This is a genomic window from Variovorax glucosi (assembly GCF_051216695.1).
Taxonomy (GTDB): Bacteria; Pseudomonadota; Gammaproteobacteria; order Burkholderiales; family Burkholderiaceae_C; genus Variovorax.
Window position 1 is genome coordinate 768,257 of sequence record NZ_JBPJZE010000002.1, and the last position, 24,268, is coordinate 792,524.

Sequence of the window (24,268 nt, forward strand, 5' to 3'; positions counted from 1 at the left end):
TCGAACCCCGAGCGCTGCGACGCTCAGGCAGGCGCCCGGGCAGGCGCTCAGGAAATACGGAGGAGGGTTACTTGCCCCGACGCACGCGCCGCAGCTCGTCGAGGATCAGGCAGATCGCGCCGATGGTGATCGCGCTGTCGGCGATGTTGAACGCCGGGAAATGCCTGCCGGCCACATGGAAGTCGAGAAAGTCGACCACGTAGCCGTGCATCATCCGGTCGATCACGTTGCCGACGGCGCCGCCCAGGATGCAGGCCATCGCGAAGCTGAACAGCTTCTGGCCCGGATGCGACTTCAGCATCCAGACGATGAAGATCGCCGCCGCGATGCCGATGCCGGTGAACAGCCAGCGCTGCCAGCCCGAATGGTCGGCCAGGAACGAGAACGCGGCACCTGTGTTGTGGGCGCGCACGATGTTGAAGAAGCTCGTGATGTAGGTCGCGTCGCCGTACTTGTAGTAGCCGAGGATCAGCGTCTTGGTGAACTGGTCGAGGATGAACAGCACCAGCGCGATGCCCAGCCACGGCCAGATGCCGTTGGAAGCCGAAGAACCGCCGTAGACCTTCGAGATCTTGCTGCCGCGACCTGGAGATGTGCGGGCCATTACGCGACGCTCCGCGCTTCGCCCGCGCCGTACAGGTTGGTCGTGCAGCGGCCACAGATCGTCGGATGCGCCGGGTCGTGACCGACGTCGGCACGCCAGTGCCAGCAGCGCTCGCACTTGGTGTCGGTGCTGGCCTCGACGACGGTCGAAAGCGCGTCGCCGGCCAGCAGGTCGACAGAAGACGTGATGAACACGAACTTCAGGTCGTCGCCGAGGGAAGCCAGCAACGCGTGATCCTGCGGCTCGGCGGTCAGCACGACGTTGGCCTGCAGCGACGAGCCGACCGTACCGCCGGTGCGCACCGATTCGATGTCCTTGTTGACCACGTCGCGAATCTCGCGGATGCGGGTCCACTTGGCCAGCAGCGCTTCGTCGGGCGTGCCGAGATCGCTGTAGGTCTGCGTGAAGATCGATTCGCCCGGCGCGGCGGTGCTCACGAACTTCCAGGCTTCCTCCGCCGTGAAGCTCAGGAACGGCGCCATCCAGCGCAGCATCGCCTGCGTGATGTGCCAGAGCGTGGTCTGCGCGCTTCGGCGCGCGTGCGAATTCGCGCCTGTGGTGTAGAGCCGGTCTTTCAGCACGTCGAGATAGAACGCGCCGAGATCTTCCGAGCAGTAGACCTGCAGCTTTGAGACCACAGGGTGGAACTCGTACACCTTGTAGTGCGCCAGGATCTCGGCCTGGAACTGCGCGGCGCGGGCCAGCGCGTAACGGTCGATCTCCAGCAACCGATCGAGCGGCACCGCGTCCTTGGCGATGTCGAAATCGCTGGTATTCGCCAGCAAAAAGCGCAGCGTGTTGCGGATGCGGCGGTAGGCATCGACCACGCGCGCGAGGATCTTGTCGTCGCCGGCGATGTCGCCCGAATAATCGCTGGCCGCCACCCACAGACGGATGATTTCCGCGCCCAGCTTCTTGCTGACTTCCTGCGGATCGATGCCGTTGCCGAGCGATTTGCTCATCTTGCGGCCCTGGCTGTCGACGGTAAAACCGTGCGTCAGCAGGCCACGGTAAGGCGCCCGGCCTTCGAGCGCCGAAGCCAGCAGCAGCGAGGAATGGAACCAGCCGCGATGCTGGTCGTGGCCTTCGAGGTACAGGTCGGCTTCGGGGCCGGCGTCGTGGTGGACGTTGGGGTGCGTGCCGCGCAGCACGTGGAAAAAGGTCGAGCCGGAGTCGAACCAGACTTCGAGGATGTCAGTGCTCTTGGTGTAGCTAGGCGCGTCTTCGGCACCGAGGATTTCCTCGGCCGTCACGCGGCTCCAGGCCTCGATGCCGCCGTGTTCGACGATGTCGGCTGCCTGGTCGAGGATTTCCATGGTGCGTGGATGCAGCTCGCCCGAATCCTTGTGCAGGAAGAACGGGATCGGCACGCCCCAGCTGCGCTGGCGCGAGATGCACCAGTCGGGCCGGTTGGCGATCATGTCGTGCAGGCGCGCCTTGCCGTTCTCCGGGTAGAAGCGCGTGTGCTCGATCGCGGCCAGCGCGGTCTTGCGCAGCGTGTCGGGCGCCTTGTCCTTCGTGAACACGCCTTCGCCCTCGTCCATGCGGATGAACCACTGGGCCGCGGCGCGGTAGATCACCGGCGTCTTGTGGCGCCAGCAATGCGGGTAGCTGTGGGTGATGCCCTCGGTCGCCAGCAGGCGATGCGCATCGCGCAGCGCGGCGATGATTTCCGGCACGGCCTTCCAGATGTGCTGGCCGCCGAACAGAGGGAAGTCGGGCGCGTAGGTGCCGTTGCCCTGCACCGGATTGAGGATGTCGTCGTACGCCATGCCGTGCGCGACGCAGGAGCTGAAGTCGTCCACGCCGTAGGCGGGCGACGAATGCACCAGGCCGGTGCCGTCGGTGGCGGTGGCGTAGTCGGCCAGGTAGATCGGCGACAGACGGCGATAACCTGTATCGACGTCGTACAGCGGATGCTCGAATTCGAGCCCGCCCAGCGCCTCGCCCTTGACGGTCGCCAGCACCTTGCCGTCGAGCGCATAGCGCGTCATGCACATCTCGACCAGCGAAGCCGCGAGGATCAGCAAGCCACGCTCGGTGTCGACCAGCGAATATTCCAGTTCCGGGTTCAGGTTGATCGCCTGATTGGCGGGAATCGTCCAGGCGGTCGTGGTCCAGATGACGGCGAAGATGTCGCCGAGGATCAGGTGGTCGGTGCCGAAAGCGGCCAGCACCTTTTCGCGCTCGTGCGCCTTGAATGCCACGTCGATGGTCTGCGACTTCTTGTCGGCGTATTCGATTTCGAACTCGGCCAGCGACGAGCCGCAGTCGAAGCACCAGTAGACCGGCTTCAGCCCGCGATACACGAAACCGCGCTCGATCACGCGCTTGAAGGCGCGCAGTTCGCCGGCTTCGTTGGCGAAATCCATCGTCTTGTACGGATGATCCCATTCGCCCAGCACGCCCAGGCGCTGGAAGTCGGCCATCTGCTGGGCAATCTGCTCGGTCGCGAAGGCGCGGCTCTTGGCCTGCATATCGTCGCGGCTGAGGTTGCGGCCGTGCTTCTTCTCGATGGCGTTCTCGATCGGCAGGCCGTGGCAGTCCCAGCCCGGCACGTAGAGCGCGTCGAACCCGTCGAGCTGCCGCGCCTTGGTGATCATGTCCTTCAGGATCTTGTTGACGGCGTGACCCATGTGGATCTGGCCGTTGGCATAGGGCGGGCCGTCGTGCAGGATGAATTTCGGCGCACCGTGGCGGGCGTCGCGCAGGCGGTGGTAGCGGCCCTCGTCGTTCCAGTCCTTGACCCAGCCCGGCTCGCGCTTGGCCATGTCGCCGCGCATCGGGAAAGGCGTGTCGGGCAGGTTGAGGGTGGCGCGGTAATCGGTGGCGCCGTCGGTCTTGGTGTCAGCCATGGTGTTCCAGAGGTCTGCGCTGCGGTGCAACGCGCGATGAATCGATGTGGGCATGCGACGCCGAAAAAGCAGGCGCCGGACGCGAGGAGGGCGAATGAGCGGGATCGAATCCCGCTCTAAATTCGGTCGCGCGTCGAAAAGAAGGCACGGGCGTCGCGGCCATCCCTGGCGATGCCTGCAGTCAGGGCTTCGAGGCTGGTGTAGCGCAATTCGTCGTGCAGTTTGTGCAGCAGTTCCACCCGCACGATTTTACCGTAGGCCCCCTCGACGCCGAGGTCGGCCGGCCAGTCGAGGCAATGGGTTTCCAGCAGCACCCGGCCGCCATTGACGTCGTTGGCATCCAGCGACGGCCGCACACCGAGGTTGGCCACGCCTTGCAGCGGGCGCTCGGAAAGACCATGCACGAGCACCGCGAAGATGCCGCTGGCAGCCGGTTTCCAGTGCTTGAAGCGCAGGTTGAGCGTGCGAAAACCGTCGTCGCGCCCCGGTGCCGAAGCGCCCAGCGCCCGGCCGAGCTTGCGTCCGTGCACCACGTGGCCGGAGATCGCGTAAGGCCGCCCGAGCAGCGCGTGCGCGTCCGCCATGCGGCCTTCGCCCAGCGCATCGCGCACGGCTGAGCTGGAGACACGCAATCCGTGCACTTCGTAGCTGTTCATGCGCGCCACGTCGAAACCGTTGCGCCCGCCGGCCGCATCGAGCATCGCGTAATCGCCGGTGCGCTGCGCACCGAAGCGGAAATCGTCGCCGACCAGCACATACCGCGCGCCCAGCCCTTCCAGCAGCACGCGGCGGATGAAATCGTCTGGCGTCTGCGCCGCCAGTCGGGCGTCGAACGGCAGCACGATCGTCTGCGCCACGCCGCAAGCAGCAAGCTCGCCGAGCTTGTCGCGCAGCGTGCCGATGCGTGCCGGTGCCAGTTCGGGTCGTTTGTTCGCTGCGGCAAAGTAGTCGCGCGGATGCGGCTCGAAGGTCAACACGCAGCTCGGCAGGCCACGCTGGCGTGCCTCGGTGTTGAGCAATGCCAGCATGGCCTGGTGGCCACGGTGAACGCCGTCGAAATTGCCGATCGTCAATGCGCAGGCCGGAGCCACGCCGGGATGCCGAAACCCGCGAAAAACCTGCATGAGTTGATCTATTTTTGATAGCGCCCAAAGCCCGCTGAATAAGCTTGGCCGGGCTATTTGTCACAAAGCCGGTATATTGTGACGCAGTGCGTCGCAGTACCGAACCGTTCGAGGTTTGCGCTGTGGTCAGGTCTCTCCGTTTTTCGTCCCTTCTGAGGAGGCGTGTGGTGAAGGTCTTGAAGCTGTCGGCCCAAGGGCTGCCCCAATCGTGGATTTCGCTCGAACAGGCGGTGATCCACTACGCCGCGGACGAGGTGCGCTGGGAAGCGGGCGCGCAGGTCGCCGTCTTCCGAGGCGGGCACAACGCCGTGACCGGTCTGCAGTCGGAGATCGCCATCAACAGCATCATCGGTACCAAGGGCGTTCCGCGGATCAATCCGTTCACGCAGCGGCCGGGGCTCACCAACAGCAAGCTGTTCGCCCGCGACCGCAACGTCTGCGCCTACTGCGGCGGTCTGTTCCATGAAGAAAACCTGACGCGCGAGCACATCATTCCGTTCGCTCAGCGTGGCATCGACGTGTGGATGAACGTGGTCACCGCCTGCCAGCCGTGCAACCACCGCAAGAGTAGTCGCACGCCCGAACAGGCCAACATGCCGTTGCTTTACGCGCCGTACGTGCCGAGCCTCTGGGAAGACTTCATCCTGCGCAACCGCCGGATCCTGGCGGACCAGATGGAATTCCTGAAGCGCGGCCTGCCCAAGACTTCGCGGCTGAACCTGGGCGAATTGAACTGATCGACCGCTCAGGCGAACACGCCAGCGGTTTCCTGCATGCGCTCCGACACCTCACCGAGATGGTGCAGCGTGTCGCCGAAAGTCATCTCGAGCTGGGTGAGCCGCTTGAAATAGTGGCTGACGATGTACTCGTCCGTCATGCCGATACCGCCGTGCAACTGCACCGACTGCTGCCCGACGAAGCGCATCGAAACGCCCAACTGGTACTTGGCCCGAGCGATGGCTTGCCGCCGCTCCGCCGTCGGCGCGTTCAGCTTCAGGCTCGCGTAGTAGCTCATCGAGCGCGCCAATTCGAGCTGCATCTTCATGTCCGCGACACGATGGCGCAGCGCCTGGAAGCTGGCAATGTTGACGTTGAACTGCTTGCGCGTATTCATGTACTCGACGGTGACCCCCAACGCCTTGTCCATGATGCCGACCGCTTCGGCGCAACTTGCGGCGATGCCGACATCGACCGCGTGTTCGAGCGCCGTCAGGCCCTCGAGCGTCACGAGATTTGCGGCGGCCTTGTCGAACACCACCTCCGCCCCACGGCTGCCGTCCTGCATGCCGTAGCCGCGCGATTCGACACCGTCGGCGCTGCGCTTGACGAGGAAAAGGGCGATCTTGCCGTCGACCTGTGCCGGTACGACGTACGCATCTGCCTGGTCGCCTGCGGCAACCAGGCTCTTGCTGCCCGAAACCGTCCAGCTGCCGTTTGAGGATGCCGCCGTCGCCTCGCAGACATCGAGCCGGTAGCGTGCTTTCCGTTCCTGATACGCCATCACGACCAGCGCTTCGCCGGTCGCGATGCGCGGCAACCAGGCGCTTTTGAGTTCGCTCCCGGCGTAACCACTCAGCACGGCGCCGGCGATCAGCGTTTGCGCGAACGGCTCCAGCACGATGCCGCGCCCGAGTTCTTCCATCACCACCATGCCGGCGACGGGCCCCATCCCCAGTCCGCCGTCGTCCTCACTGATATAGAGACCGCCGAGCCCGAGTTCCGAAAGCTCGTCCCAGGCCTCGCGCGAAAACCCGCCCGCAGCCTCGATGCGCCGGCGCCGCTCGAAGTCGTAGCCCTTGTCCACCCACTTGCGGACCGCGTCGCGCAGTTGTTCCTGGTCGTCGGAAAAATCGAAATCCATTTTTGTCTCCTTAACCCAGCACCGTCTGCGCGACGATATTCCGCTGCACTTCGTTCGAGCCGCCGTAGATGGTCGTCTTGCGCATGTTGAAGAAAGTCGAAGCCAGCGGCGCCAGGCCGGGATTTCCGCCCGGAAAGTCGCCTTGCCAGCCGGCTTCCATCGCCTCGCGAATCAGGGGCAGCGCGTACGGGCCGCCGGCCAGCATCATCAGTTCGCTGTAGCGCTGCTGAATCTCGCTGCCTCTGATCTTGAGCAGGCCGGCGATGTCGAGCGAGTTCTTTCCTGCGCTCGAAGCAGCCAACACGCGCAGCACTAGCATCTCGAGTGCGACCACGTCGACTTCGAGCTTGGCTATCTCGTCGCGGAAACGCATGTCTTCCCAGAGACCTTCGACCTTGGCGATGCGTTTGAGCCGCTCCAGTTCACGCTTGGCGCGGTTCACGTCGGCGATGTTGGTGCGCTCGTGGCTCAGCAGATGCTTCGCGTAGGTCCAGCCCTTGTTCTCTTCGCCGATCAGGTTTTCGACGTGCACCTCGACGTTGTCGAACCAGACTTCGTTGACTTCGACGCTGCCGTCGAGCAATTTAATCGGGCGCACCGTCACGCCGGGCGATTTCATGTCGAGCAGCAGGAAGCTGATGCCGGTCTGCGGCTTGCCCTCGCTGCTCGTGCGCACCAGATTGAACATCCAGTCGCCGTATTGGCCGAGCGTGGTCCAGGTCTTTTGGCCGTTGACGATGTATTTGTCGCCCTTGCGTTCGGCTTTGGTCTTGAGCGAGGCGAGATCGGAACCCGAGCCCGGTTCGCTGTAGCCCTGGCTCCACCAGACTTCGCCGCTGGCGATGCCTGGCAGGAAACGCTGCTGCTGGTCGGCATTGCCGAAAGCCTGGATCACCGGTGCGACCATCACCGGGCCGAACGGAACGATGCGCGGCGCTCCTGCGAGAGCGGTTTCTTCTTCGAACAGATGCCGCTGGATCGACGTCCAGCCCGGACCGCCGAACTCTTTCGGCCAGCCGTAGCCGAGCCAGCCTTTCTTGCCGAGGATCTTTGCCCAGCGCTGCAAATCGTCGCGCGTGAGTTCGAGCGCGTTGTGCACCTTGTGCGAAATATCGGTGGGTAGGTTGTCCTTTACCCAGGCGCGAATCTCTTCGCGGAAAGCCTGTTCCTGGGGTGTGAAGCTCAAATCCATGCGTGCCTCGCTTTTGTCTCGGTGACTTTAATCGTCGAAGTTTTTAGCACGGTCGTGCGATGGGTCGCTGTCCGCGGCGCGACAAGCGGCCCGCCGATAATCCCGCGCTCGGAAGAACCCATGAAGAACATCGTCATCCTTATCTCGGGCGCAGGCTCCAACATGGCCGCCATCGTCGATGCGGCAGCGCAGGAGCGTTGGGCCGATCGATTCGGCGCCCGCGTGGTTGCCGTGATCAGCAACAAGGCGGACGCCGGCGGACTCGTCTTCGCCGAGTCGAAAGGCCTGTCGACCGCCGTCGTTCCGCACACCGGATTCGCCTCGCGCGATGCTTTCGATGCAGCGCTGGCCGAACAGATCGATGCCCATTCGCCGGCGCTGATCGTGCTGGCCGGTTTCATGCGGATCCTGACGCCGGGTTTCGTCGCGCGCTACGAAGGGCGGCTGCTCAATATCCATCCTTCACTGCTGCCGGCGTTTCCGGGACTGCACACGCACCGTCGTGCCATCGAGGCCGGGTGCAAGGTCGCCGGCGTCACCGTGCATCAGGTGACGGCGGAACTGGACCATGGGCCGATCCTCGACCAGGCCATTGTTCCGGTGCTGGTGGGCGACACCGCAGAAACGCTCGCCGCACGCGTCCTCACTCAGGAGCACCGGCTGTATCCGCGCGCGATCGCCGGCTGGCTTGCCGCAACCCTGGCTTGATTCAGACGATCTTGAGAAAACGCGGCCGCACCACGCCGTCGATTTCCACCGATTCACCGAACATCGCGGCCGGCCGCACCCACAGCCCGCGCTGACCGTAGAGCGCGCGATAGAGCGTCATCGGCTCCAGCGTCTCGCTGTGCCGCACGGTGCCGACGACTTCGTATTCGCCGCCTTTGTAGTGGCGGTACAGGCCGGGCGGCGTTTCGATCAGGGGCGGCAGGTCGTCGTCGGTCATGGATTGGAAGCTTGAAAAAATCGTTGAAAAGTTGCGCGCAATTGTCGATGTGCCGCGACTGAGACAATCGGGGCATGCATCCCAAAGCCCTTTTGGAGGCCACCGCCGATCTCGTCGGCCTCGTCCTCAAGTTCGATCATCCAGCCGACCAGGTTGTTTCCCGTTTTTTTCGTGACCACCGCGAGTTCGGTCCCCGCGAGCGCGCGACGCTCGCCGAGACGGTCTACACCGTCCTGCGCAAGAAACTGCTGTTCGACCATCTGTCGCCGTCCGGCTCGGGTTCCAAGGAGCGCCGCATGGCGATCCTCGGCTTTCACGGCCCGCGCGACTTCCTGAAGAGCGCGCTCAACGACACCGAAAAGCGCTGGCTCGACAACTGCGACGCGGTCAAACCCGACGATCTGCTGGAGCGCCATCGCCACAACCTTCCCGAATGGATGGTCGGTCCGCTCAAGGCGCAGGTCGGCGATGGTTTCTGGCCGCTGGTAGAAAGCCTGCAGCAGCCTGCACCGCTCGATCTGCGCGTGAACACGCTCAACGACAAGCGCGCGGATGTCCAGAAGGAGCTTGCGGCTGCGGCGTTGAAAGCCGTTCCGACGCCGTTTTCGCCCTGGGGTCTGCGTATCGACGGCAAGCCGGCGCTGAACAAGCTCGACGCTTTCACGCGCGGTGCGGTCGAGGTGCAGGACGAAGGCTCGCAGCTTCTGGCGCTGCTGCTCGACGCCAAGCGCGGCGAGATGGTGGTCGACTTCTGTGCCGGCGCCGGTGGCAAGACGCTGGCGATCGGCGCGACGATGCGCAACACGGGTCGTCTCTATGCGTTCGACACGTCGGCGCACCGCCTCGACGCGCTCAAGCCTCGCCTCGCACGCAGCAAGCTGTCGAACGTGCATCCGGCGGCGATCGCGCACGAGCGCGACGAGCGGATCAAGCGGCTGGCCGGCAAGATCGACCGGGTACTCGTCGACGCGCCGTGTTCGGGGCTTGGAACGCTGCGGCGCAACCCCGACCTGAAATGGCGTCAGTCGCCGAAGTCGGTCGAGGAACTCACCGCCAAGCAGACCGCCATCCTGCAAAGCGCTGCGCGATTGGTGAAGTCTGGCGGTCGGCTCGTTTACGCGACCTGCAGCGTCTTGCCCGAAGAAAACGAGGCGATTGCCGAAGCTTTCAGCGCCGCCAACCCGGATTTCGAGCCGCAGGATGCGAATGCGCTGCTGGAAGCGTTGAAGGTGGAGGGCGCGGCAGGTCTTTGCGCGGGCGGTGAGGGCGGGAAGCGGTATCTGCGGCTCTGGCCGCATCTCCATGCGACAGACGGATTTTTTGCGGCGGTGTGGAACCGGAAGTAGTCCGGAGGCTCCAAAACGGGTGGAAAAAACCTTCGGTGGCAAGGATTTAGACCCTATTTTTGGGTCAAGCCTTTAAAATCTATGGTTACCTTTGATGCTGCACCTTCGTGTGGCTATGGAGTACTGAACTAAATGATGCTTCCTGACTACGCCGTACTGAACGCGGCCATTCAATGGCTCGGACACGGCTTGTGGGATCTGGCCTGGTGGGAAATCGTGTTGTACACGCTGATCACCACGCACATCACCATCGTCGGCGTGACCGTCTTCCTGCACCGCACGCAGACGCACCGTTCGATGGATCTGGGCGCGATTCCTTCGCATTTCTTCCGTTTCTGGCTCTGGCTCAGCACCGGCATGGTTACGAAGGAATGGGTTGCCATCCATCGCAAGCACCATGCGAAGTGCGAGACGGTCGACGATCCGCACAGTCCGCAGGTCAAGGGCATCGACGAAGTCATGTGGCGCGGCGCAGAGCTGTATCGCAAGGAATCGCAGAACAAGGAGACCATGGAGCGCTACGGCCACGGTACGCCAGACGACTGGATCGAACGCAACCTCTATTCGCGCTTCAGCTGGCAGGGCGTCGGCCTGATGATGGTGATCAACGTCGCGTTGTTCGGTACGGCCGGTCTTGCAGTCTGGGCCGTGCAGATGCTGTGGATTCCTTTCTGGGCAGCGGGCATCGTTAACGGTATCGGTCACTTCTGGGGTTACCGCAATTTCGAAGCCGTCGACGCCAGTACCAATCTGGTTCCTTGGGGCCTGATCATCGGTGGCGAAGAGTTGCACAACAACCATCACACCTATCCGACGTCGGCGAAGTTCTCGGTCAAGAAATACGAGTTCGACATCGGCTGGTTCTATATCAGCCTGATGCAGAAGATCGGCTGGGCGCATGTCAAGAAGCTGCCACCGAAGATGCTGATGGGCGACGTGCGACCGGTAGCCGACGAAAAGACGCTGGAGGCGGTCATCGCCAATCGCTACGAAGTCATGGCTGGTTTCGCGCGCGAAATGCGCCGCACGACGCGTGACGAGCTGGACGCATTGAAAGCCAAGGGTGCCGATCTTTCGGTGCTGAAGGCAGCCAATCGCTGGTTGCATCGCGACGACGACAAGGTGCCTGCAGCCGCGCGCCCTCACATCGTCCAAGCCCGTGCCGCACATCCGGTGTTGGACAAGATGGTGACGATGCGCGAAGAGCTTCGCCAGTTGTGGCTGAACACTTCGCATTCCCGTGAGCAATTGGCATCCGATCTGGCTGCGTGGTGTCACCGCGCCGAGGCCAGCGGCATTGCCGGTTTGCGTGAGTTTTCAACGCGCCTGCGTGCTGCACGAACCTGAGCCGAAAGACGTTCATGCTTAAAAAGCCGGCTGACAAGCCGGCTTTTTGTTTAATCAACAGGCAATAAAAAACCCGCTGGATCGCAGCGGGTCTTTCAAGAATTTAGCCGAATTACTTCAGCTTGATTTCCTTGTATTCGACGTGCTTGCGCGCCTTTGGGTCGAACTTCATCATCGACAGCTTTTCAGGTGTCGTCTTCTTGTTCTTGCTCGTCGTGTAGAAATGGCCGGTACCCGCAGTGGATTCCAGCTTGATCTTTTCGCGTCCGCCTTTGCTCGTTGCCATGATTCAGCTCCTTAAGCTTGGCCGCGTGCGCGCAGGTCTGCGAGCACAGCATCGATACCGTTCTTGTCGATCAGGCGCAATGCAGCGCTCGAAACACGCAGGCGAACCCAACGGTTTTCGGTCTCGACCCAGAAACGGCGATATTGCAGGTTCGGGAGGAACCGGCGCTTGGTTTTGTTGTTGGCGTGGGAAACCTTGTTTCCGACCATCGGGCCCTTGCCCGTGACTTCACATACGCGTGCCATTTGGACACTCTTTCTTGAACAGCTGGTATCCCTGTGGGTGTTTTACAACACGATTCGACGCTTGTTGAAGCGTCGATCCAAGGGATGTTCTGCAGCTTGACCTCGCCAGAAACGGGTGGCGGTACCCCGAATTTGCCGAACTGTCCGCAAGAGGAGCGGCCAGCCGAATCCGGCAAAGCCTGCGATTATAGCGTGCCGTTCTGCTCAAGATAGCGCTGGGCGTCCAGAGCGGCCATGCACCCGGTGCCGGCGCTGGTGATCGCCTGCCGGTAGATGTTGTCCTGCACGTCGCCGGCGGCAAAAACGCCTTCGACACTGGTCATGGTCGCGAAACCCTTCAGGCCGGAACGCGTGACGATGTAGCCGTCCTTCATTTCCAGCTTGCCCTGGAAAATGTCGGTGTTCGGATGATGGCCGATGGCTATGAAGCAACCCTTGAGTTCCACATCCTCAGTTGCGTCGGTGTCGACGTTGCGCAGGCGGATGCCGGTCACGCCGGAGTCGTCGCCGAGCACTTCGTCGAGCACGTTGAAGGTCTTCAGTTCGATCTTGCCCTCGGCGACCTTCTCGTGGAGCTTGTCCACGAGGATCGGCTCCGCCTTGAATTTGTCGCGACGATGCACCAGCGTCACCTTGCTGGCGATGTTCGAGAGATAGAGGGCTTCCTCGACGGCCGTGTTGCCGCCGCCGATCACGCAGACTTCCTGCTCGCGATAGAAGAATCCGTCGCATGTCGCGCAGCCGGAAACGCCCCGGCCCATGAAGCGCTGCTCCGATTCGAGGCCCAAATACTTCGCCGACGCACCGGTTGCGATCACCAGCGAATCGCAGGTGTAGGTGCCGCTGTCGCCGGTAAGGGTGAACGGACGCTTGCTGAAATCGACTGCGCTGATGTGGTCGAAGACGATCTGCGTCTTGAAGCGCTCTGCATGCTCGAGAAAACGCTGCATCAGTTCCGGGCCCTGCACGCCATGGACGTCGGCCGGCCAATTGTCGACTTCCGTCGTGGTCATGAGCTGACCGCCCTGAGCCATGCCGGTGATCAGCAGCGGTTGCAGATTGGCCCGCGCCGCGTAAACAGCAGCCGTATAACCAGCCGGGCCAGAGCCCAAGATAAGAACGCGTGCGTGTTGAACGGTAGACATTATGAAAAAGTGAGGATTAATGCTGTATCAGCGTGTACATTTTCCGGGTGATGTTTAAGTATCACCTTTCGGCTCGTTCCACGTGCGGGACGTTTTTTATGCGCGCGATTGTATTAATCCACTTGGGCATTCGCGCGGAACTCGGGGATTGATGAATGTCGATGCTTTCCAATCTTGAATTGTTGCGGCGAGTACCTTTGTTCGCTGCGCTCACCCCGACTCAGTCGGCAAGCATTGCAGATGCGATCATCAAGAAGCGTTTCAAGCGCGCCGAGATGGTCGTCGAGCAGGGCAAGAAGTCCGATGCGCTTTACATCATCCTCACCGGGCGCGCGCGCGTCATGAGCACCGACAGCCGCGGGCGCGAGGTCATCCTGGCAACGCTGCAGCCCGGGGACTATATCGGCGAGATGAGCCTGATCGACGACGAACCGCATTCCGCCACGGTCCGGACCGAAGTGCAGACCGATGTGCTGGTACTCGACCGCGACGCGTTCTCCCGCTGCCTGCCCGAGAACGCATCGATGTCGTACAACATCATGCGCGGACTGGTGCAGCGCCTGCGCCACGCCGACCGCAAGATCGAATCCCTGGCCCTGATGGACGTCTATGGCCGTGTCGCCCGTTCGCTGATCGAATTCGCCGTCGACGACGGTGTCGGAAACCTCAAGATCCGCGACAAGATTTCCCGTCAGGACCTGGCGAAGATGGTGGGTGCGTCGCGTGAAATGGTCAGCCGCGTCATGAAGGATCTCGAAGAACGCGGCTTCGTGCAGACGCAGGCGGACGGCTCGATGCTGGTCAAGGACCGGCTGTCGTCCCTGACCTGACTCGATCGAGTATCTGGAAAGAACGACGTCGTCGCACGCGACCTCGGGTGTGCGATCTGGCACGTTTCCGTTGTAGTCTCCATGGTTGAACGTCGATCCTGCCGCAGCACCGGCTGCGGATGAGGCGTTGCGCTTTCCATGACCTATTTGCTGAACACACTCCAGTCTTCCAATACTTCCGCTTCGCAACCGGTTCGCTTGCGCGCGATGCGGTTTGCGCACGAAATCACGCTGATCGCCGGATTTGTTGCGCTTCTTTTCTGGCTGCTCGCGATGCTCAGCTTCACGCCTTCCGATGCGGCGTGGTCCACGTCGGGCACCGGTGGCGAGGTCAAGAACTGGGCCGGCCGCATCGGCGCCTGGCTTGCGGACGGCAGCTATTTTCTTGGCGGCTATTCCATCTGGTGGTGCCTGGCTGCCGGCTTGAGGGTCTGGCTGTCGTCGTTGGCCGGATGGCTGCGTGGCGGCGAAACGACACCTGGCGCGGAGCCAGCGCCGCTTGGTCGCTTCAACCGCAGCCGCATCGCGTTCTGGTGCGGGCTTGTCTTGCTGCTCTGCGCGAGCGCGATGCTGGAATGGTCCCGCCTGTACCGACTCGAATTTCGTCTGCCGGGCCATGGTGGCGGCGTGCTGGGCTATTTCGTCGGACCTCTGAGCGTCAGGTGGATCGGGTTCACCGGTTCGGCGCTGATTGCCATTGCGGGCGGCGTCATCGGCGCAGCACTCGTCTTCCGTTTTTCATGGACCCATATTGCCGAGCGTGTCGGCGCACGCGTGTACTCGCTGTTCGAATGGCGCCGCGAGAAACGCGAGATCGCCGAAGACCTCGCGATGGGGCGCAAGGCGGTCCGCGAGCGTGAGGAAGGACCGCCGACCGAGCGTGGCGACGGACCTTCGCTCGACACCGAGCCGGGCCGTTTACCCAGCGCACCGCGGTCGAAGAAGCGTCCCGCATCGCCACCGGTCCAGATCGAGCAGGCGATGCCCGAGGCGCCGGCCAGCGACCGCGTGGTCAAGGAGCGCCAGAAGCCGCTGTTCCGTGACGCGCTCGACAGCAAGCTGCCGCAGGTCGCGCTGCTCGATGCGGCCCAATTGCGCCAGGAGACCGTCTCGCCCGACACCCTCGAAATGACCTCGCGGATGATCGAGAAGAAGCTCAAGGACTTCGGCGTCGACGTGCGCGTGGTGCTGGCGTCGCCCGGCCCGGTGATCACGCGCTACGAGATCGAGCCTGCCACCGGCGTGAAGGGTTCGCAGATCGTCGGCTTGGCGAAGGACCTGGCACGCTCGCTTTCGCTGGTGTCGATCCGCGTGGTCGAGACGATTCCCGGCAAGAACTACATGGCGCTCGAACTGCCGAACGCCAAGCGCCAGTCGATCAAGTTGAGCGAGATCCTCGGTTCGCAGATCTACAACGAAGGCAAGTCGATGCTCACGATGGGCCTCGGGAAGGACATCGTCGGCAATCCGGTGGTGGCCGACCTTGCCAAGATGCCGCACGTGCTGGTGGCCGGCACGACCGGTTCGGGCAAGTCGGTGGGTATCAACGCGATGATCCTGAGCCTGCTCTACAAGGCGGAGGCGCGCGACGTTCGTCTGCTCATGATCGACCCGAAGATGCTCGAAATGTCAGTTTACGAAGGCATTCCGCACCTGTTGGCGCCGGTGGTCACCGACATGCGGCAGGCGGCGCACGGCCTGAACTGGTGCGTGGCCGAGATGGAACGCCGCTACAAGCTGATGAGCAAGCTGGGCGTACGCAACCTGGCGGGCTACAACGTCAAGATCGACGAAGCCAAGGCGCGCGAGGAGTTCATCTACAACCCGTTCAGCCTGACGCCGGACGATCCGGAGCCGCTGAAGCGCGAACCGCACATCGTGGTCGTGATCGACGAACTGGCCGACCTGATGATGGTGGTCGGCAAGAAGATCGAAGAGCTGATCGCGCGTCTGGCGCAGAAGGCGCGTGCGGCCGGCATCCACCTGATCCTCGCGACCCAGCGGCCAAGCGTGGACGTGATCACCGGCCTGATCAAGGCCAACATCCCGACGCGGATCGCGTTCCAGGTGTCGAGCAAGATCGACAGCCGCACCATCCTCGACCAGATGGGCGCCGAGGCGCTGCTCGGCATGGGCGACATGCTCTACATGCCGAGCGGTACCGGCCTGCCGATCCGCGTGCACGGCGCCTTTGTGAGCGACGAGGAAGTGCACCGCGTGGTGGCCTATCTCAAGTCGCAGGGCGAACCGGATTACATCGAAGGCGTGCTCGAAGGGGGAACCGTCGACGGCGACGGCGATCTATCCGGCAGCGATGGCGATGGAGAGAAGGATCCGATGTACGACCAGGCGGTCGAAGTCGTGCTCAAGAACCGCAAGGCGAGCATTTCCCTGGTCCAGCGCCATCTGAAGATCGGCTACAACCGCGCAGCGCGCCTGGTCGAGGACATGGAAAACGCGGGACTGGTGAGTGCCATGGGCACTAATGGCCAGCGCGAAATCCTGGTTCCGGCGCGCAGCGAGTGACATGAGTGAGGAATCGAGCGGAATGAACAAGAAATACTGGATCGGCCTTTGCCTGGCAGCAGCTGCGGCAGGCGCCTGGGCCGACGGACTGCAGAGTCTGGAAAATTTCGTCAGGGGTGCGAAGTCGGGCCGTGCCGAGTTCACGCAAACGGTGACTGCGCCTTCTCGTGACGGACAGCCGTCGCGTACCAAGACGTCGACGGGCACCTTCGAATTCCAGCGGCCCGGCAAATTCAAGTTCGACTACAAGAAGCCTTTCGCGCAGACCATCGTCGCCGACGGGCAATCTCTGTGGTTGTACGACGTCGAACTCAATCAGGTCACGCAGCGCGCGCAGGCGCAGGCGCTCGGTTCGACACCGGCGGCGCTGATCGCGGCCGCGCCCGATCTCCGCGCGCTTCAGGCCGATTTCACGCTCGAGTCCGCGCCGGAACGCGATGGGCTGCAGTGGGTCAAGGCAACACCGAAGGCCAAGGATGGCCAGCTGCAGGGGATTCAGATCGGCTTTCAAGGCGATGCACTGGCTGCGCTGGAAATCCTCGACAGCTTCGGTCAGCGTTCGGTACTGAGGTTCAGCAAGGTCGAAGTGAATCCGTCGCTCGGCGCAGGAACCTTCGCTTTCAAGGCACCGGCCGGCGCCGACGTGCTCAAGGAGTAGGCGGGGCTCGATGGCCACCGCTCACCAGCCACTCGCAGAACGCCTTCGTCCCAAGACGCTGGGCGAAGTCATCGGCCAGCAGCACCTGCTCGGGCCGGGCATGCCGCTGCGCATTGCCTTCGAATCCGGGCAGCCGCATTCCTGCATCCTCTGGGGGCCGCCAGGGACCGGGAAGACGACCATCGCGCGCCTGATGGCGGATGCTTTCGACGCGCAATTCCTGAGCATCAGCGCCGTGCTCGGCGGCGTGAAGGACATCCGCGAGGCGGTCGACCGTGCGACGGTGGTGCGCGACGGCATCGAACAGCGTCGCACGATCGTCTTCGTCGACGAGGTGCATCGGTTCAACAAGAGCCAGCAGGACGCTTTCCTGCCGCACGTCGAGTCCGGGCTTTTCACGTTCATCGGTGCGACGACCGAGAACCCGTCTTTCGAGGTCAATTCGGCGTTGCTCTCGCGTGCCGCCGTCTATGTGCTGCAGCCGCTGACCGAGGACGATCTGCGTCGCATCGTCACGCGCGCGCAGGACATCCAGGCCGTTCCGTCCATCGCGTCGGATGCCATCGACCGGCTGGTCGCCTATGCCGACGGCGATGCGCGCCGGCTGCTGAACACGCTGGAGACGCTGGCCGTCGCCGCTGGTGCCGAGAAGCTGGACGACATCACCGACGCCTGGCTGATGCGTGTCCTGGGCGAGCGCATGCGGCGGTACGACAAGGGCGGAGAGCAGTTTTACGACACCATCAGCGCGCTTCACAAGTCGGTGCGCGGCAGCGATCCGGACGCTTCGCTGTACTGGTTCGTGCGCATGCTGGATGGCGGCGCCGATCCGCGCTACATGGCGCGTCGGCTGGTGCGGATGGCGGCCGAGGATATCGGGCTTGCCGATCCGCGCGCGCTGCGGCTGGCGCTCGATGCCTCCGAGGTCTACGAGCGGCTCGGTACGCCCGAAGGCGAGCTGGCGCTGGCCGAATGCGTGATCTACCTCGCGATGGCGCCGAAGTCGAACGCGGTCTACAAGGCCTACAACGAGGTCAAGGCGTTCATCAAGAAGGACGGCACGCGCCCGGTGCCGATGCATCTGCGCAATGCGCCGACCAAGCTGATGAAGGAGCTCGACTACGGCAAGGGCTATCGCTATGCGCACGACGAGGAGGGCGGTTTCGCGGCCGGCGAGAGCTATCTGCCCGATGGCATGCCCGCGCCGGGCTTCTACCGGCCGGTAGAGCGCGGTCTCGAAATCCGGATCGCCGAAAAATTGCGCGAACTGCGCAAGCGCAACGACGCCGCGACCGAATAAGCGGCAGTTTGCCCGCCTGGCACCGCTACCGGTCATGCAAAGGGGTAAACCCTTGTATGTGGCGCACCGTTTTGGCGCAAACCCATGACTACAATCCCGCCCATAAATCCGCCAAGCGCAACATGCTGGCGGGTTTTTTGCTAGATGGACCAGTGATGCCAATCCGGCGTCTTGGTCGAGCCGAAAGCACCTACCGCGGGTGCAATACAAAAAAGGGACGCGATATATGGAAATCCTGCTGCAGCAGATCATCAACGGGCTGGTCCTGGGCAGCATGTATGCCCTGATCGCGCTGGGCTACACGATGGTGTACGGCATCATCAACCTGATCAATTTCGCCCACGGCGAGGTGCTGATGGTGGGGGCGCTCACCAGCTGGACCATCATCGGTCTCATGCAGGAGTCGATGCCCGGCATCCCCGGCTGGCTGATGCTCCTGATCGCGCTGATCATCGCCTGCGTGGTCGCGGCCAGCCTGAACTTCGTGATCGAGAAGGTCGCCTACCGGCCGCTTCGCAACAGCCCCAAGCTCGCCCCGCTCATCACCGCCATCGGCATGTCGATCCTGCTGCAGACGCTCGCCATGATCATCTGGCGCCCGACCAACAAGGCCTACCCCACGCTGCTGCCGAGCGAGTCGATCGTGGTCGCCGGCGCTTCCATCTCGCCCACCCAGATCATGATCCTGGTCGTCACCGCCATCTCCCTGGCAGTGCTGACCTGGCTCGTGAACTACACCAAGCTCGGGCGCGCCATGCGGGCGACGGCCGAGAACCCGCGCGTAGCGTCTCTCATGGGCATCCGCCCGGACATGGTCATCTCCGCCACCTTCATCATCGGCGCCGTGCTCGCGGCCATCGCCGGCGTCATGTACGCCAGCAACTACGGCATCGTCCAGCACGCCATGGGCTTCGGCCCGGGCCTGAAGGCGTTTACCGCAGCCGTCTTCGGCGGCATCGGCAACCTGGCCGGTGCAGTCGTCGGCGGCATCCTGCTGGGTCTGATCGAAGCCATCGGAGCGGGCTACCTGGGAGCGGCCACCGGCGGCATCCTCGGCAGCCAGCACAGCGACATCTTCGCCTTCGTCATCCTGATCCTGACGCTCACCGTGCGGCCCTCGGGCCTCCTGGGCGAGCGCGTGGCCGACCGTGCCTGAACGGGAGCACAAGAACATGTCGAACATGAACAACCCCCGCCTGCAGAAGATCGTCGTCTTCATCGTCGCCGCCGTGCTGCTGCTCATCCTGCCGCTGGCCCTCCAGGCCCAGGGCAACGCCTGGGTGCGCATCGTGGACATCGCGCTGCTCTACGTGCTGCTCGCCCTCGGGCTGAACATCGTGGTCGGCTACGCCGGCCTGCTGGACCTCGGCTACGTCGCCTTCTTCGCCATCGGCGCGTATCTGTACGCACTGCTCGGCTCGCCCCACCTGGCCGAGACCTTCCCGGCCATCAAGGCCATGTTCCCGAACGGCGTGCACACGCCGCTGCTGGTGGTCATCCCGCTGGCCTTCGTGCTCGCGGGGGTCTTCGGCGTGCTGCTGGGTGCGCCCACGCTGCGCCTTCGAGGCGACTACCTGGCCATCGTCACGCTCGGCTTCGGCGAGATCATCCGGGTCTTCCTGAACACCCTCGACCACCCGGTCAACATCACCAACGGCCCCAAGGGGCTGGACGCGATCGACCCGGTGCACTTCTGGGGCCTGAACCTCGGCCAGAAGCTGAAGATCGGCGACTTCACCATCGCCTCCGTCTCGCTCTACTACTACCTGTTCCTCGCACTCGTCATCGTCACCGTCATCGTCTCCCACCGCCTGCAGCTCTCGCGCGTCGGCCGAGCGTGGATGGCGATCCGGGAAGACGAGATCGCAGCCAAGGCCATGGGCATCAACACCCGCAACATGAAGCTGCTCGCCTTCGGCATGGGAGCGAGCTTCGGCGGCGTGTCGGGGGCCATGTTCGCCGCCTTCCAGGGCTTCGTCTCTCCGGAGTCGTTCAGCCTGATGGAGTCGGTGATGATCGTGGCGATGGTGGTGCTCGGCGGCATCGGCCACCTGCCCGGGGTGATCCTGGGCGCGGTGCTGCTCGCTGCGCTGCCCGAGGTGCTGCGCTACGTGGCCGGACCGCTGCAGGCGATGACCGGCGGGCGGCTGGACGCGTCGATCCTGCGCCAGCTCTTCATCGCGCTCGCGATGATCGTGATCATGCTGGTGCGCCCGCGCGGGCTGTGGCCATCGCCCGCGCACGGCAAGTCGCTCAAGCGCCGGGCGGGGGATGCGACTCCGCCGGTGGCGCTGAGCGAGCCGGGCGTCTCCGGCCCGGCCGATGAAGTGCCTGGTTCGCCCGCGCGGCCGATATCGATCAATCCGTGAACGAACGACAGCAAGAACAAAAAGCGGACACAGCCATGAGCACAGCATCAGCATCGACATCCACAGCAGACACCATCCTCGACGTAAGCGGCATCTCCAAGCGCTTCGGCGGCCTGCAGGCACTCTCGGACGTGGGCATCAGGATCCAGCGCGGGCAGGTCTACGGCCTGATCGGGCCCAACGGAGCGGGCAAGACCACCTTCTTCAACGTCATCACCGGGCTCTACACGCCGGATTCGGGCAGCTTCGCTCTGGCGGGCAAGCCTTATCAACCCACCGCCGTGCACGAGGTGGCCAAGGCCGGCATCGCGCGCACCTTCCAGAACATCCGGCTCTTCGCGGACATGACAGCGCTGGAGAACGTGATGGTCGGGCGCCATGTGCGCACGCACTCGGGCGTGGTGGGCGCGATCCTGCGGACATCGAGCTTCAAGGCCGAGGAGCGTGCCATCGCCGAGCGCGCGCACGAGCTCCTCGACTACGTGGGCATCGGCAAGTTCGCCGACTACAAGGCCCGAACGCTGAGCTACGGCGACCAGAGGCGCCTGGAGATCGCCCGCGCGCTGGCCACCGACCCGCAGCTGATCGCGCTCGACGAGCCTGCGGCGGGCATGAACGCCACCGAAAAGGTGATGCTGCGCGAACTCATCAGCCGCATTCGGAAGGACAACCGCACCATCCTCTTGATCGAGCACGACGTGAAGCTGGTGATGGGCCTGTGCGACCGGCTCACGGTGCTCGACTACGGCAAGCAGATCGCGGAGGGCACGCCTGCGGAGGTGCAGAAGAACGAGAAGGTGATCGAGGCTTACCTCGGCACGGGAGGGCATTGAACATGAGCGAGACAGCGAACAAGACAGCAGGCAAGACGCTGCTGAAAGTCACCGGCCTCAAGGTCGCCTACGGCGGCATCCAGGCGGTCAAGGGCGTGGACTTCGAGGTGCGCGAAGGCGAACTGGTGTCCTTGATCGGCTCCAACGGCGCGGGCAAGACGACCACGATGAAGGCGATCACCGGCACGCTGCCGTTCGTGGACGGGGACATCGAGTTCCTGGGCCGCAGCATCAAGGGCCGGGGAGCCTGGGATCTGGTGGGCGAGGGTCTTGTAATGGTGCCCGAGGGCAGGGGCGTGTTCACGCGCATGACGATCACCGAGAACCTGCAGATCGGCGCCTACATCCGGGACGACAAAGGCGGGATCGCGGACGACATCGAGCGGATGTTCGCGATCTTCCCGCGCCTCAGGGAGCGCAAGGACCAGCTGGCCGGGACGATGTCGGGCGGCGAGCAGCAGATGCTGGCGATGGGCCGGGCGCTGATGGCGAGGCCGAAGGTGCTGTTGCTCGACGAACCCTCGATGGGCCTGTCGCCGATCATGGTGGACAAGATCTTCGAGGTGGTGAAGAACGTCTACGACCAGGGCGTGACGGTACTGCTGGTCGAGCAGAACGCAAGCCGCGCGCTGCAGATCGCGGACCGGGGGTATGTGATGGAGTCGGGCATGGTGACGATGAGCGGGGACGCGAAGATCATGCTCAACGACCCGAGAGTCAGGGCAGCGTACCTGGGGGAATGAAAGAAGCCGCTCTCGAGCGGCTTTTTCAATCCACCTTCGCCCCGGTCGCCTTCACCACCTTCTCGTATTTCGCCAACTCGCTTTTCATGAACGTCCCGAACTGCGCCGGCGTGCTCGCCACCGGCTCGGCCAGCAGCGTACCGAAGCGCGTCTTCGTTTCCGGCGCATTCAGCGCGGCGACGAAAGCCTGATTCAGCCGTGCCACCACGTCGTCCGGTGTGCCTGCCGGTGCGACCAGGCCCCACCACGTATCGATCGCGAAGCCCTTGAGCGTGTCCGACACTGGCGGCACGTCGGGCAGCGCGTTGCTGCGCTGCGCGGTGGTCACGGCGATCGCCTTGAGCTTGCCCGAGCGGATGTTCGGCGCGGCCGTCGCGAGATTGTCGAAATTGAAGTCGACCTGCTGCGAGAGCAGGGCCAGTTGCGCCGGATTGCCGCCGTTGTACGGAATGTGCACGGCGAAGATGCCGGCTTCCTTCTTGAACATCTCGCCGGCCAGATGACCGGCACTGCCGTTGCCGCCGCTTCCGTAATTCAGCTTGCCGGGATTGGCCTTGGCGTAGGCGATGAGCTGCGCCACCGTGTGGATGTTCAGCCGCTCGGCGGTCTGCGCATTCATGACCAGCACATTGGGCACGCGCACCATCTGGGTGATCGGCGCGAAGTCGGTCGCCGCATTGAAGGGCATCTTGCTGTAGAGCCACGGATTGACCGCGTTGGTCGCGGTGGCGGCGATGCCGATCGTCAGGCCGTCGGGCGCGGACTTGGCGACCGTGTCGGCACCGATGTTTCCGCCGGCGCCGGGCTTGTTGTCGATGATGACCGTGCCCAGCGAATTCTTGACGCCCTCTGCGAGGATGCGCGCCGTCACGTCGATGGGGCCGCCTGCCGCGTAGGGCACGACAAGGCGGATGGGACGGCCGGTCGGCTGCGCGTACAGAACGGTCGCGGAAACCGCCAGGACGCCCAGTGCGAGGAATGACACAAGTGCTGGTTTGCGCATGACCGACCTCAAGGCACTGCCTTGTCCGCCTCCGTGGTGAAGGCGTCGGCGAAGAATTCGTCCTCCGGCAGGCCGGCTTCCGCCATGAAATCGCGCTTGGCCGAATCGACCACGATCGGCGCACCGCAGGCGTAGATCTGATGGCAAGAGAGGTCGGCGAAGTCTTCCAGCACCGCGCGATGCACGAAGCCGGTGCGACCGGTCCAGTTGTCTTCGGGCACGGCGTTCGAGACCACCGGCACGTAGCGCAGGTTCGGCATCTCGGCCACTTGCGCCTGCATCCAGTCGTCCATGTACAGATCGGCAGGCCGGCGGCCGCCCCAATACACGGTTGCCGGGCGTTCGATGCGCTTGAACTTCATGTGCTCTATCAGCGCCTTGATCGGCGCGAAGCCGGTGCCCGAGGCCAGCAGCACCATCGGCTTGGCCGATTCCTCGCGCAGGAAGAAGCTGCCGTACGGTCCTTCGACGCGCAGGATTTCCTTCTCCTTCATCGCGCCGAACACATGGTCGGTGAACTTGCCGCCGGGCATGTGGCGGATGTGCATCTCGACGCCCACGCCGGGCTCTAGCAGCGTGTGAGGCGCATTGGCCATCGAATAGCTGCGCCGCGCACCGTCGCGCAGGAGAAATTCGATGTACTGGCCGGCATGGAACTTCATCGGCTCGCCGGCCGGCAGTTGCAGGCGCACCTGCATCACGTCGTGCGACAGCCGGGCCAGCGCCAGCACGCGCGCGGGCATCTTGCGGATCGGGAAGGCGCCGGCTTCGGTGACCTGGCGCGATTCGAGCATCACGTCGCTCTGCGCGGTCGCGCAGCAGGTGAGCACGAAGCCGGCGAGCTCTTCCTCGGCGCTCAGCGCCTTGCTCTGGTGCGGGCCGTGGCTGACTTCGCCCGACAGCTTCTTGCATTTGCAGGACCCGCAGGCCCCGTCCTTGCAGCCGTAGGGCAGGCCGATGCCCTGGCGGATGCCAGCGGCCAGGATGGTTTCGTCGCTCTGCGCCACGAAATTGCGGCCACTGGGTTCAATGGTGATCTGGAAGCCGGTCATGGG

23 protein-coding genes are annotated in these 24,268 nt (G+C 63.7%); 12 read left to right on the plus strand and 11 right to left on the minus strand.

Annotated elements, in window-relative coordinates:
- Nucleotides 1-67: 67 nt before the first annotated feature.
- The 3 genes from lspA to ACSFA3_RS11895 all read right to left on the minus strand — a co-directional run bounded on the left by lspA (nt 68) and on the right by ACSFA3_RS11895 (nt 4,583).
- Nucleotides 68-604 (minus strand): signal peptidase II, encoded by a 537-nt coding sequence (gene lspA, locus ACSFA3_RS11885; protein WP_435505644.1) that lies wholly within the window; start codon nt 602-604, stop codon nt 68-70.
- Nucleotides 604-3,459, minus strand: a complete 2,856-nt coding sequence (gene ileS, locus ACSFA3_RS11890; protein ID WP_435505645.1) for an isoleucine--tRNA ligase — start codon at nt 3,457-3,459, stop codon at nt 604-606. The genes lspA and ileS overlap by 1 nt, the downstream gene beginning before the upstream one ends.
- A gap of 116 nt (nt 3,460-3,575) precedes the next feature.
- Nucleotides 3,576-4,583, minus strand: a complete 1,008-nt coding sequence (locus ACSFA3_RS11895) for a bifunctional riboflavin kinase/FAD synthetase (protein ID WP_435505646.1) — start codon at nt 4,581-4,583, stop codon at nt 3,576-3,578.
- 167 nt (nt 4,584-4,750) lie between these two features.
- Between ACSFA3_RS11895 and ACSFA3_RS11900 the strand changes: the two genes are divergently transcribed.
- Nucleotides 4,751-5,320: an HNH endonuclease gene (locus tag ACSFA3_RS11900; protein ID WP_435505647.1), complete on the plus strand. Its 570-nt coding sequence runs from the start codon at nt 4,751-4,753 to the stop codon at nt 5,318-5,320.
- An 8-nt stretch (nt 5,321-5,328) separates the two neighbouring features.
- On the opposite strand, the gene ACSFA3_RS11905 is transcribed toward ACSFA3_RS11900, so the two are convergent.
- Nucleotides 5,329-6,444, minus strand: coding sequence for an acyl-CoA dehydrogenase family protein (locus tag ACSFA3_RS11905; protein WP_435505648.1), 1,116 nt, complete (start codon nt 6,442-6,444; stop codon nt 5,329-5,331).
- Between the two features lie 10 nt (nt 6,445-6,454).
- A complete protein-coding gene (locus tag ACSFA3_RS11910; protein ID WP_435505649.1) occupies nt 6,455-7,636 on the minus strand; it encodes an acyl-CoA dehydrogenase family protein in 1,182 nt (393 codons plus the stop codon).
- Between the two features lie 120 nt (nt 7,637-7,756).
- Between ACSFA3_RS11910 and purN the strand changes: the two genes are divergently transcribed.
- Nucleotides 7,757-8,344 carry a phosphoribosylglycinamide formyltransferase gene (purN, locus tag ACSFA3_RS11915; RefSeq protein ID WP_435505650.1) on the plus strand — a complete coding sequence of 196 codons (588 nt, stop codon included), beginning with the start codon at nt 7,757-7,759 and terminating at the stop codon, nt 8,342-8,344.
- Between the two features lies 1 nt (nt 8,345).
- Here purN and ACSFA3_RS11920 read toward each other — a convergent pair whose 3' ends face one another.
- Nucleotides 8,346-8,582 (minus strand): DUF1653 domain-containing protein, encoded by a 237-nt coding sequence (locus ACSFA3_RS11920; protein ID WP_435505651.1) that lies wholly within the window; start codon nt 8,580-8,582, stop codon nt 8,346-8,348.
- Nucleotides 8,583-8,656: 74 nt separating this feature from the next.
- Between ACSFA3_RS11920 and ACSFA3_RS11925 the strand changes: the two genes are divergently transcribed.
- Both ACSFA3_RS11925 and ACSFA3_RS11930 read left to right on the plus strand, forming a co-directional pair.
- Nucleotides 8,657-9,928: an RsmB/NOP family class I SAM-dependent RNA methyltransferase gene (locus ACSFA3_RS11925; RefSeq protein WP_435505652.1), complete on the plus strand. Its 1,272-nt coding sequence runs from the start codon at nt 8,657-8,659 to the stop codon at nt 9,926-9,928.
- A gap of 132 nt (nt 9,929-10,060) precedes the next feature.
- On the plus strand, nt 10,061-11,275 hold the full coding sequence (locus tag ACSFA3_RS11930; protein WP_435505653.1) for a DesA family fatty acid desaturase: 1,215 nt from the start codon (nt 10,061-10,063) through the stop codon (nt 11,273-11,275).
- Nucleotides 11,276-11,387: 112 nt separating this feature from the next.
- On the opposite strand, the gene rpmG is transcribed toward ACSFA3_RS11930, so the two are convergent.
- The 3 genes from rpmG to trxB all read right to left on the minus strand — a co-directional run bounded on the left by rpmG (nt 11,388) and on the right by trxB (nt 12,951).
- Entirely contained in the window at nt 11,388-11,561 is a 174-nt protein-coding gene (gene rpmG, locus ACSFA3_RS11935; RefSeq protein ID WP_435505654.1) for a 50S ribosomal protein L33, read from the minus strand.
- An 11-nt stretch (nt 11,562-11,572) separates the two neighbouring features.
- Nucleotides 11,573-11,806 carry a 50S ribosomal protein L28 gene (rpmB, locus tag ACSFA3_RS11940; RefSeq protein ID WP_435505655.1) on the minus strand — a complete coding sequence of 78 codons (234 nt, stop codon included), beginning with the start codon at nt 11,804-11,806 and terminating at the stop codon, nt 11,573-11,575.
- A gap of 185 nt (nt 11,807-11,991) precedes the next feature.
- On the minus strand, nt 11,992-12,951 hold the full coding sequence (gene trxB, locus ACSFA3_RS11945; protein WP_435505656.1) for a thioredoxin-disulfide reductase: 960 nt from the start codon (nt 12,949-12,951) through the stop codon (nt 11,992-11,994).
- 155 nt (nt 12,952-13,106) lie between these two features.
- On the opposite strand from trxB, the gene ACSFA3_RS11950 reads away from it, so the two are divergent.
- The 8 genes from ACSFA3_RS11950 to ACSFA3_RS11985 all read left to right on the plus strand — a co-directional run bounded on the left by ACSFA3_RS11950 (nt 13,107) and on the right by ACSFA3_RS11985 (nt 22,210).
- Entirely contained in the window at nt 13,107-13,781 is a 675-nt protein-coding gene (locus tag ACSFA3_RS11950; protein ID WP_435505657.1) for a Crp/Fnr family transcriptional regulator, read from the plus strand.
- 138 nt (nt 13,782-13,919) lie between these two features.
- Nucleotides 13,920-16,307, plus strand: a complete 2,388-nt coding sequence (locus tag ACSFA3_RS11955; RefSeq protein ID WP_435505658.1) for a DNA translocase FtsK — start codon at nt 13,920-13,922, stop codon at nt 16,305-16,307.
- 22 nt (nt 16,308-16,329) lie between these two features.
- Nucleotides 16,330-16,965, plus strand: a complete 636-nt coding sequence (gene lolA / locus ACSFA3_RS11960) for an outer membrane lipoprotein periplasmic chaperone LolA (protein ID WP_435505659.1) — start codon at nt 16,330-16,332, stop codon at nt 16,963-16,965.
- 10 nt (nt 16,966-16,975) lie between these two features.
- Complete coding sequence (locus tag ACSFA3_RS11965) at nt 16,976-18,265, plus strand: replication-associated recombination protein A (protein WP_435505660.1); 1,290 nt, start codon at nt 16,976-16,978, stop codon at nt 18,263-18,265.
- 226 nt (nt 18,266-18,491) lie between these two features.
- Nucleotides 18,492-19,421: a branched-chain amino acid ABC transporter permease gene (locus ACSFA3_RS11970; protein ID WP_435505661.1), complete on the plus strand. Its 930-nt coding sequence runs from the start codon at nt 18,492-18,494 to the stop codon at nt 19,419-19,421.
- Between the two features lie 25 nt (nt 19,422-19,446).
- Nucleotides 19,447-20,634, plus strand: a complete 1,188-nt coding sequence (locus ACSFA3_RS11975; protein WP_435505662.1) for a branched-chain amino acid ABC transporter permease — start codon at nt 19,447-19,449, stop codon at nt 20,632-20,634.
- Nucleotides 20,635-20,669: 35 nt separating this feature from the next.
- On the plus strand, nt 20,670-21,467 hold the full coding sequence (locus ACSFA3_RS11980) for an ABC transporter ATP-binding protein (protein ID WP_435505663.1): 798 nt from the start codon (nt 20,670-20,672) through the stop codon (nt 21,465-21,467).
- Nucleotides 21,468-21,469: 2 nt separating this feature from the next.
- Nucleotides 21,470-22,210, plus strand: coding sequence for an ABC transporter ATP-binding protein (locus tag ACSFA3_RS11985; protein ID WP_435505664.1), 741 nt, complete (start codon nt 21,470-21,472; stop codon nt 22,208-22,210).
- 25 nt (nt 22,211-22,235) lie between these two features.
- Here ACSFA3_RS11985 and ACSFA3_RS11990 read toward each other — a convergent pair whose 3' ends face one another.
- Together ACSFA3_RS11990 and ACSFA3_RS11995 are read right to left on the minus strand one after the other, a co-directional pair.
- Complete coding sequence (locus tag ACSFA3_RS11990) at nt 22,236-23,213, minus strand: Bug family tripartite tricarboxylate transporter substrate binding protein (RefSeq protein ID WP_435505665.1); 978 nt, start codon at nt 23,211-23,213, stop codon at nt 22,236-22,238.
- A gap of 8 nt (nt 23,214-23,221) precedes the next feature.
- On the minus strand, nt 23,222-24,265 hold the full coding sequence (locus tag ACSFA3_RS11995; protein WP_435505666.1) for a CDP-6-deoxy-delta-3,4-glucoseen reductase: 1,044 nt from the start codon (nt 24,263-24,265) through the stop codon (nt 23,222-23,224).
- Nucleotides 24,266-24,268: the final 3 nt, after the last annotated feature.

What these genes read in the sequence shown, in the direction of transcription:
- lspA (WP_435505644.1), bottom strand. Translation starts at nt 604, where the DNA reads ATGGCCCGCACATCTCCAGGTCGCGGCAGCAAGATCTCGAAGGTCTAC.
- ileS (WP_435505645.1), bottom strand. Translation starts at nt 3,459, where the DNA reads ATGGCTGACACCAAGACCGACGGCGCCACCGATTACCGCGCCACCCTC.
- ACSFA3_RS11895 (WP_435505646.1), bottom strand. Translation starts at nt 4,583, where the DNA reads ATGCAGGTTTTTCGCGGGTTTCGGCATCCCGGCGTGGCTCCGGCCTGC.
- ACSFA3_RS11905 (WP_435505648.1), bottom strand. Translation starts at nt 6,444, where the DNA reads ATGGATTTCGATTTTTCCGACGACCAGGAACAACTGCGCGACGCGGTC.
- ACSFA3_RS11910 (WP_435505649.1), bottom strand. Translation starts at nt 7,636, where the DNA reads ATGGATTTGAGCTTCACACCCCAGGAACAGGCTTTCCGCGAAGAGATT.
- purN (WP_435505650.1), top strand. Translation starts at nt 7,757, where the DNA reads ATGAAGAACATCGTCATCCTTATCTCGGGCGCAGGCTCCAACATGGCC.
- ACSFA3_RS11920 (WP_435505651.1), bottom strand. Translation starts at nt 8,582, where the DNA reads ATGACCGACGACGACCTGCCGCCCCTGATCGAAACGCCGCCCGGCCTG.
- ACSFA3_RS11925 (WP_435505652.1), top strand. Translation starts at nt 8,657, where the DNA reads ATGCATCCCAAAGCCCTTTTGGAGGCCACCGCCGATCTCGTCGGCCTC.
- ACSFA3_RS11930 (WP_435505653.1), top strand. Translation starts at nt 10,061, where the DNA reads ATGATGCTTCCTGACTACGCCGTACTGAACGCGGCCATTCAATGGCTC.
- rpmG (WP_435505654.1), bottom strand. Translation starts at nt 11,561, where the DNA reads ATGGCAACGAGCAAAGGCGGACGCGAAAAGATCAAGCTGGAATCCACT.
- rpmB (WP_435505655.1), bottom strand. Translation starts at nt 11,806, where the DNA reads ATGGCACGCGTATGTGAAGTCACGGGCAAGGGCCCGATGGTCGGAAAC.
- trxB (WP_435505656.1), bottom strand. Translation starts at nt 12,951, where the DNA reads ATGTCTACCGTTCAACACGCACGCGTTCTTATCTTGGGCTCTGGCCCG.
- ACSFA3_RS11950 (WP_435505657.1), top strand. Translation starts at nt 13,107, where the DNA reads ATGTCGATGCTTTCCAATCTTGAATTGTTGCGGCGAGTACCTTTGTTC.
- ACSFA3_RS11955 (WP_435505658.1), top strand. Translation starts at nt 13,920, where the DNA reads ATGACCTATTTGCTGAACACACTCCAGTCTTCCAATACTTCCGCTTCG.
- lolA (WP_435505659.1), top strand. Translation starts at nt 16,330, where the DNA reads ATGAACAAGAAATACTGGATCGGCCTTTGCCTGGCAGCAGCTGCGGCA.
- ACSFA3_RS11965 (WP_435505660.1), top strand. Translation starts at nt 16,976, where the DNA reads ATGGCCACCGCTCACCAGCCACTCGCAGAACGCCTTCGTCCCAAGACG.
- ACSFA3_RS11970 (WP_435505661.1), top strand. Translation starts at nt 18,492, where the DNA reads ATGGAAATCCTGCTGCAGCAGATCATCAACGGGCTGGTCCTGGGCAGC.
- ACSFA3_RS11975 (WP_435505662.1), top strand. Translation starts at nt 19,447, where the DNA reads ATGAACAACCCCCGCCTGCAGAAGATCGTCGTCTTCATCGTCGCCGCC.
- ACSFA3_RS11980 (WP_435505663.1), top strand. Translation starts at nt 20,670, where the DNA reads ATGAGCACAGCATCAGCATCGACATCCACAGCAGACACCATCCTCGAC.
- ACSFA3_RS11985 (WP_435505664.1), top strand. Translation starts at nt 21,470, where the DNA reads ATGAGCGAGACAGCGAACAAGACAGCAGGCAAGACGCTGCTGAAAGTC.
- ACSFA3_RS11990 (WP_435505665.1), bottom strand. Translation starts at nt 23,213, where the DNA reads ATGCGCAAACCAGCACTTGTGTCATTCCTCGCACTGGGCGTCCTGGCG.
- ACSFA3_RS11995 (WP_435505666.1), bottom strand. Translation starts at nt 24,265, where the DNA reads ATGACCGGCTTCCAGATCACCATTGAACCCAGTGGCCGCAATTTCGTG.